Source organism: Escherichia sp. MOD1-EC7003, assembly GCF_002965065.1.
In the GTDB taxonomy this organism is placed as follows: Bacteria; Pseudomonadota; Gammaproteobacteria; order Enterobacterales; family Enterobacteriaceae; genus Escherichia.
This window is the reverse complement of sequence record NZ_PTRE01000320.1, coordinates 1-297: the sequence shown is the minus strand read 5'-3', so window position 1 is coordinate 297 and position 297 is coordinate 1. Positions and strand designations below refer to the sequence as shown.

The 297-nt window shown below is 49.8% G+C and carries 1 pseudogene; it reads left to right on the top strand.

Annotation, left to right across the window (positions count from 1 at the left end):
* Positions 1-152: 152 nt before the first annotated feature.
* A pseudogene (locus A7090_RS25585) lies at positions 153-297 on the top strand (LysR family transcriptional regulator); the annotation flags it as partial.

The following is a 297-nucleotide window of genomic DNA, read 5'->3' as shown; positions in this document are numbered from 1 at the left end:
CACCTTGCTGGCGCATTTGCTTTATCATGTAAAAATCCTCTCTGCTCAGCATGAGTGTTCCCTTTGTGGTGTAGGAACCTTAAGGAAACAACATGTTGGGTGGAGCGGACAATCCAAATGGTGAATTACTGTCTTATATCATTGGCGCTGACACGGCTTCGCTATCTCGTCAACTTACGGTTGAATACGACTACGTGTGGTTTGTCCCTTCTGGCGCTGTAAAAGATGACCTACGTCATGCCACGCTGGTGGCCCTGCCTGTTCCGGGGCATGGTGCAGGCGAACCGATTGGAATAC